Source organism: Streptomyces sp. MB09-01, assembly GCF_033794505.1.
Lineage (GTDB): Bacteria > Actinomycetota > Actinomycetes > Streptomycetales > Streptomycetaceae > Streptomyces.
Genome location: NZ_JARAYQ010000181.1, coordinates 1 through 5,969 on the forward strand (window position 1 = coordinate 1; position 5,969 = coordinate 5,969).

Below are 5,969 nucleotides of genomic sequence, written 5' to 3' on the forward strand. Positions count from 1 at the left end.
CCCCGCCCGACTCCCGCGCCGCCGCCGTGCAGGCCCCGCGGTCCTCCGCACGGTCCGTCGGCCCGCGTCCCTCCCGCACCGAGCCCGCCCTGCAGGACCGCCCCCGCAGAGCCCTGCCCGGCCTCGCCGGGCGCCGCGGACTCCTCCTCCCGCTGGGCGTCGCCGCCGCCCTGCTGATCCCGCTCGCCGTGGTCTTCCCGGGCGCCGGCAGCTGGCCCGCGGCCCTGGCCGTCGACCTGTCCGGCCCGCTCGGCCGCGCCGGCGACTGGATCATCGACCACCGCGACAGCCACTGGCTGTTCCTCTACGGCTTCGGCCACGTCAGCAACGCCGTCGTGGTGTCCGTCCGAGCCGTGTACGTGCTCCTCCTCGCCGCCGGATGGACCGGGGTCACCGCCCTGGCCGCCCTGGTCGCCTGGCGCCTCGCCGGCATCCGCCTCGCCCTGACCTGCGCCGCCGCCTTCGCCGCCTGCGGACTGCTCGGCATGTGGGTGCCGACCATGCAGACCCTCGCGCTGATGGTCGTCGCCGTCGCCGCCTCCGTCGTGCTCGGCGCCCTGCTGGGCCTCGCGGCGGGGCTCTCCCCGCGCGCCGACCGCATGCTGCGCCCCGTACTCGACACCATGCAGATCCTGCCGGCCTTCGCGTACCTGCTGCCGATGGTGCTGGTCTTCGGCATCGGCGTGCCCGCCGCCGTCCTCGCCACCGTGGTCTACGCCGCCCCGCCCATGGCCCGCCTCACCGCCCTCGGCCTGCGCGAGGCCGACGCGGGCGTCATGGAAGCCGCCGCCTCGCTCGGCGCCACCGGCCGCCAGCGGCTGCTGACCGCACGCCTCCCGCTCGCGCGCCGACAGCTCCTGCTCGGCGTCAACCAGGCCATCATGACGGGCCTGTCCATGGCCGTCATCGCCTCCGTGATCGGCGCGGGCGGCCTCGGCGACCGCGTCTACCAGGCCCTCGCCTCCGTGGACGTCGGCGCCGCCCTCGCCGCCGGCATCCCGATCGTGCTGCTCGCCGTGGTGCTGGACCGCACCGCCGACGCCGCCGGCCGCCGCATCGGCGCAGACCCCGTACCCGCCCGCGAACAGCACCTGCTGCGCCGGGTGTTCTCCGGCTGGTACGGCCGCCTGCTCACCCTCCTCGCGGCCGTGGCCGCCGCCGTCGCCGGCCGCATCGCCGGCAGCTCCCTGTGGCCCGAGTCCTGGACCGTCTCCGTGGCTGCCCCCGTGAACTCGGCCGTCGCCTGGATGACCGACCACCTCTACTCCGGCGTACCCGTCGTCGGCGGCACCGCCGACTGGGCCGCCCGCTTCACCGGCTGGATCCTCGACCCCCTGCGCAGCGGGCTCCAGGCCGCTCCCTGGTGGCTGCTCCTGCTCGTGGCCTGCGCGCTCGCCCTCCTCGCCGGCACCTGGCGCACCGCACTCACCGCGGTCCTCGCCCTGGCCGCCGTCGGAGTGCTCGGTGTCTGGGAAGCCTCCCTGGACACGCTCTCCCAGGTCCTGGCCGCCGTGGCGGTCACGCTCGTACTCGGATTCGCGATCGCCGTGTGCGCCGCCCGCAGCGCCCGCGCCGAACGTCTGCTGCGGCCCGTCCTCGACGTGTGCCAGACCCTGCCGCAGTTCGTCTACCTCATCCCCGTGGTCGCGCTGTTCGGCGTCGGCCGCGCACCCGCCGCCGCGGCCGCGGTCGTGTACGCGCTCCCGGCCGTCGTCCGGATCACCGTCCAGGGCCTGCGCGAGGTGGACCCGACCGTCGTGGAATCCGCCCGCTCGCTCGGCGCGACCCGCTCACAGCTGCTGCGACAGGTACAACTACCCCTGGCCCGGCCCGCGTTGCTACTGGCCGTCAACCAGGCCGTGGTCCTGGTCCTCGCCGTCGTCATCATCGGCGGCCTGGTCGGCGGCGGCGCGCTCGGCTACGACGTCGTCCTCGGCCTCGCCCAGGGCGACCTGGCCACCGGCCTGGTGGCCGGCGCCGCGATCGTCTGCCTCGGCCTGCTCCTCGACCGCGTCACCCAGCCCGCGAAGGAGGCCTGACATGCGCGACGCACACCACCGGGGCCCCCGTCACCACCGGCGCGGAGCGGCCGTCCTGGCGGCCGCCACCGGACTCGCAGTCCTCACCGGCTGCGGGGCCGCCGACATGACCCGCCAGTCCTCCCCGTACGCCGCCGCACAGGGCGCGAAGACCGTCACCCTCTCCGTCCAGTCGTGGGTCGGCGCCCAGGCGAACACCGCCGTCGCCGCCTACCTCCTCGAACACGAGCTGGGCTACCGGGTGGACACCGTCCAGGTCGACGAGGTCCCCGCCTGGGACGCCCTCAGCCAGGGCCGCGTCGACGCCATCCTGGAGGACTGGGGCCACCCCGAACAGGAGAAGCGGTACGTAGAGGGCAAGAAGACCATCACCCCCGGCGGGGACCTGGGAGTGACGGGCCACATCGGCTGGTTCGTCCCCACGTACTTCGCCGAAGCGCACCCCGACGTCACCGACTGGAAGAACCTCGACAAGTACGCCGACCAGCTCCGCACCCCCGAGAGCCGCGGCAAGGGCCAGCTGATGGACGGCTCCCCGTCCTACATCACGAACGACAAGGCCCTGGTGAAGAACCTGGGCCTGGACTTCGAAGTGGTCTTCGCCGGCTCCGAGGCGGCCCAGATCACCCAGATCAAGCAGTTCGCCAAGGAACACAAGCCCTTCCTGACGTACTGGTACGAGCCGCAGTGGCTCTTCGAACGCGTCCCGATGACCGAGGTGAAGCTCCCCGAGTACACGGAGGGCTGCGCGGACGATCCGCAGAAGGTGGCCTGCGCCTACCCGCACACACCACTGCAGAAGTACCTGAACACGCGCTTCGCGGAGTCGGGCGGAAAGGCGGCCGACTTCCTGAAGAAGCTCCACTGGACCAAGGCGCAGCAGAACGAGGTGTCCCTCATGATCGCCGAGGAGAAACTGTCGCCCGCGCAGGCGGCGAAGAAGTGGGTGGAGCGCAACGAGGACGTGTGGAAGCCCTGGGTCGAGTGACCGCCCTCCGCGCCCTCCCCTCTCCGCGAGGGAAGGGGAGAGGCGCGGAGCCGCCGCCCGACCGGACGACACCGCCGACCACGGAGCCGCCCGGCACTGCCCGTGGCGGGATGCTGCCCATCACGAGTGCGGTCGACTGGGGTGACGTACCGACCTGGGTGGGGGCCTTCTTCGCGGCCGGAGCTGCAGCAGTGGCGTATGGACACTGGCGAGTCAGCGCAGACAGATCGGGGAGCAGCGCCGGTTCATCGCCGTCCAGTCGGCCAACCTGGCCCTCGAGCGGGCTGAATTGCAGTCCACAGCCGAGGAATGCAAAAGGGGACAGGCACGACAGGTCACCTTCAGGGCGCGGCTTGATGAGGCCGGTGTCTGGCGTGCGGTGTTCGGCAACGAGAGCCGCGAGCCCGTGACAGACGTTTCGGTGCGCACGGGCGGTGAGAGGGAGTTCCCGCGGGCTCTTTCAGCGCGGTACCGGTACGACGACTCGGACCAGCGGGTGGTGGAAGCGGCCGGTGACGTCGTTCGAGCTCCGTTGCAAGCGGTGGGTGCGAACGGACTGTACGTCTTCTTGTCGGAGCCGCTCCCCGGGCAGCCGGACACTCCGGACGGGCCGGTCGTCTGCTTCACCGACTACAGGGGCACACGATGGCGCCCGGCTACGCACGGCGATCTGCACGAGGTGCACCAGCGCTGAGTCCGGGCAAGCGCCCCTGCCGACTCGTCCGGCGTACGGAGCCGACCCCGTCTCACCCGGTGCCGGCTTCGGCTCGGTCTTCATCTTCTGGCGCTCCTGGAGTGGTGCGGGCAGTGTGGGCGGCATGACACATGGTTCCGACTCTGTTCCAGCGGATGCCGATGACCGCCAGGCCACGGAGCACGTCCTCGGTCGTCCTTTGAACCAGACCTGGCCGACGGGTGCTTGGGCACCGGGCAGCCGGGTCACCGTCGTTCGCGCCCCGGACTGGGACGGTCCTTGGCAGGCCGAGTTCTCCGGAACGATCGACGCCATGGGCGCACCCGAACCCAACGAACATGCCCGGGCGCTCAGTGGCGAGTTGCTGTACTGGGTCACCTTCGACGCGCCGCAGTACGACAGCGACGGCAACGGCCCCTATCGCAAGGCCCGGATCTGGGGACGGTACCTGAGGACCGGGCCGGAGCCCGAGGCGTAGCGCCACTACGCGTACGAGGCCTGCGAGTTCCACGGCGAGCGCGTCGAGGACACGGGGCGACCGCGTGGCGATCCCAGCCAAACATCACTCAACGTGTTTATTGCGCCCTGTATGGGAAACCCTGAGTAGCTACAAGAGGTACGGGCCAAAGCGAAAGGCGGGAATCATGTCCGTGAGCATCGGAATCATCCTCGTGGTGGTGACGGCGGTCATCGCTGCGATCGCGCTCGCCCCCGCGGTGACACCCGCAGAATCCGACGAAGGCACAGCGCGGCCACGTGATGAGGACACGCGCAGGACCGGCCGGAGCCGGCGCCATCCCCGCCGGCTGCGCCACATCCCGCCGCAGCAGACCGGGGACCGCAGGCGCAGCTTCGGCTGACCGGCGGCCACTGCCCGGCCCACAGGGGGCCCGCGGCCATCGCGGGCCGCCCTGACCGGGGTTACGCCATCGGGCCGAAGACCGGGGGCGCCAGGGGGCGGTGGATCAAGGTTCTGGGAGGTGTGGTCAGAGGTGGCTGGGCAGGGCGGCGGTTCCGCGGCTCACAGCGGTCCCCGTACAGCAGGAGGACCGCCGCGAGCATCGGAGTGCAGGTCAGGAGTATGAACGTCATGACATCGCCTGCGCCGTCAGGGAGGCGGTCCGGGCCGGCTGCCGAGTCGCCGTGGCGGCGGCGTGCAGGAGGCGTTTCACGGCCCGGGAGCGGTTCGCGAGCCTGAGGCGGCGTCCGTGCCGGGGCCACCATTCGAGGACGGCCAGGAAGCCGGAGTCGGCGAAGGTGACGCGGGAGGCGTCCAGTACGAGGCCGGTGTAGCCGGCGTCGGCCGCCGAGGCCAGGAGCGCGCGCAGCGGGACGGCACTGAAGTGGTCGATCTCCCCGCTGAGGCTGACGACCAGAGTGGCGCCGAGGGTGGTGCAGGAGTTGACGACTATGCCGCCGGCCTCGGTGTCAGCGCCCGAGTCGTGCACGGTGGGAAGGGCCAGGGGTGCGAGAGCGGAGGGCAGTATCGGGGCGGTGCTTGAGGTACTCACATCCCCATCAACGCGTCCCACCCGGTGCCGGGAAACGAGCCACGCGTTCCTTTCACCCCATGTGACCAGTAGCGATCCCCGACAGGGGGAAAGATGCCACCCGGATGAGGCGTCAGACGCCCGCCGCGCGGCAGGCATTCGAAACGTGCGGGCCCTGGTCCCGCCCGGCGAGACGTAGCGTGGCCCCATGCAGCCGATCCCGGTGTCCTGGGCCGCCGCGAACGCCCGCCGGATGGACCGGCAAGGACTCCTCACGCCTACCACGCCCGCCGGGGCCTCCCCCGCGGACATCGCCGGGCGGATGCTCGGCGCACACGCCCAGGTGATGTCCGCGGCGGAACTCTCCATCGCGCTACGCCTGGACGGCGCGACCCGCACCGACGTCCGCGACGCACTGGCCGGCGGACGGAGGCCGGCCGGCGGACACGGCCCGGCCGGCCGACACGAGCCGGTCCCTGGACACGAGCCGGTCCCTGGACACGAGCCGGTCCCTGGACACGAGCCGGTCCCTGGACACGAGCCGGTCCCTGGACACGAGCCGGTCCCTGGACACGAGCCGGTCCCTGGACACGAGCTGGTCCCTGGACACGAGCCGGTCCCTGGACACGAGCCGGTCCCTGGACACGAGCCGGTCCCTGGACACGAGCCGGTCCCTGGACACGAGCCGGTCCCTGGACACGAGCCGGTCCCTGGACACGAGCCGGTCCCTGGACACGAGCCGGTCCCTGGACACGAGC

At 72.1% G+C, this 5,969-nt stretch carries 6 protein-coding genes; 4 read left to right on the plus strand and 2 right to left on the minus strand.

Annotated elements, in window-relative coordinates:
* The first annotated feature begins 26 nt into the window (after window positions 1–26).
* The 4 genes from PV721_RS30195 to PV721_RS30210 all read left to right on the plus strand — a co-directional run bounded on the left by PV721_RS30195 (window position 27) and on the right by PV721_RS30210 (window position 4,581).
* The gene (locus PV721_RS30195; protein ID WP_416371216.1) at window positions 27–2,039 is read left to right on the plus strand and encodes an ABC transporter permease subunit; all 2,013 of its coding nucleotides are present in this window, start codon (window positions 27–29) and stop codon (window positions 2,037–2,039) included.
* Window positions 2,040–2,145: 106 nt separating this feature from the next.
* Window positions 2,146–3,027: an ABC transporter substrate-binding protein gene (locus PV721_RS30200; protein WP_319729786.1), complete on the plus strand. Its 882-nt coding sequence runs from the start codon at window positions 2,146–2,148 to the stop codon at window positions 3,025–3,027.
* A gap of 893 nt (window positions 3,028–3,920) precedes the next feature.
* Window positions 3,921–4,199, plus strand: coding sequence for a ferrous iron transport protein A (locus PV721_RS30205; protein ID WP_319729748.1), 279 nt, complete (start codon window positions 3,921–3,923; stop codon window positions 4,197–4,199).
* Between the two features lie 166 nt (window positions 4,200–4,365).
* Window positions 4,366–4,581 (plus strand): hypothetical protein, encoded by a 216-nt coding sequence (locus PV721_RS30210; protein ID WP_319729750.1) that lies wholly within the window; start codon window positions 4,366–4,368, stop codon window positions 4,579–4,581.
* A 228-nt stretch (window positions 4,582–4,809) separates the two neighbouring features.
* Here the strand turns inward: PV721_RS30210 and PV721_RS30215 are convergent, their stop codons facing one another.
* Together PV721_RS30215 and PV721_RS30220 are read right to left on the minus strand one after the other, a co-directional pair.
* Window positions 4,810–5,232 carry an STAS domain-containing protein gene (locus tag PV721_RS30215; RefSeq protein ID WP_319729752.1) on the minus strand — a complete coding sequence of 141 codons (423 nt, stop codon included), beginning with the start codon at window positions 5,230–5,232 and terminating at the stop codon, window positions 4,810–4,812.
* 352 nt (window positions 5,233–5,584) lie between these two features.
* On the minus strand, window positions 5,585–5,969 hold a 385-nt coding region (locus PV721_RS30220), incomplete at its 5' end, for a hypothetical protein (protein ID WP_319729754.1).